Origin of the sequence: Rhizobium sp. 18055 (genome assembly GCF_902706285.1) — a bacterium.
GTDB lineage: Bacteria > Pseudomonadota > Alphaproteobacteria > Rhizobiales > Rhizobiaceae > Rhizobium.
In genome coordinates, this window is the sequence record NZ_CACSKD010000202.1 from 1 (window position 1) to 475 (window position 475).

A 475-nucleotide genomic window follows, 5' to 3' on the forward strand; every position below is an offset into this window, starting at 1 on the left:
CGGTAGCGCACCTGCCCCCCGTCGGCCGGCACCAGCCCCGCCATGATGCGCAGCAGCGTGCTCTTGCCGGAGCCGGACTGGCCGAGCAGCGCGACGATCTCGCCCTCGCGCAGCGTGAAATCGACCTGCTGCAGCACGGGCCGCTCGCGGCCGTCGGACGAGCGGAAGCTCTTGCCCACGCCCTGGAGTTCGATGATGGATTGCGTCATAGGTCAGTGATCCATTGCGCTGAGAGCGGCTTGCACCGCACGGAAGTGGCTCGTGCACAAAGTTTCTGATGGCCGCGGAGCAGGCCATGCCAGCAGACGCCGCGGCACTGGCTTTGCCAGGCCGCTGGCGGCGCCCCTTGAGGGGGATGGAATGTCTACGCACAGTGAGACATTCAAACGGGGTGGGCTCATGTATGCATCCGATCCTCGGCGAGGCGATAGAGGCGCCGCCACAGGAAGTGGTTCAGCCCCATCACGAACACCAC

Annotated in this window: 1 protein-coding gene; it reads right to left on the bottom strand. The window is 66.1% G+C overall.

The features are described from left to right. Nucleotides 1–209, bottom strand: a 209-nt coding sequence (locus tag GVL52_RS31925; protein ID WP_160012717.1) for an ATP-binding cassette domain-containing protein, incomplete at its 3' end; no start/stop codon positions are given. Nucleotides 210–475: the final 266 nt, after the last annotated feature.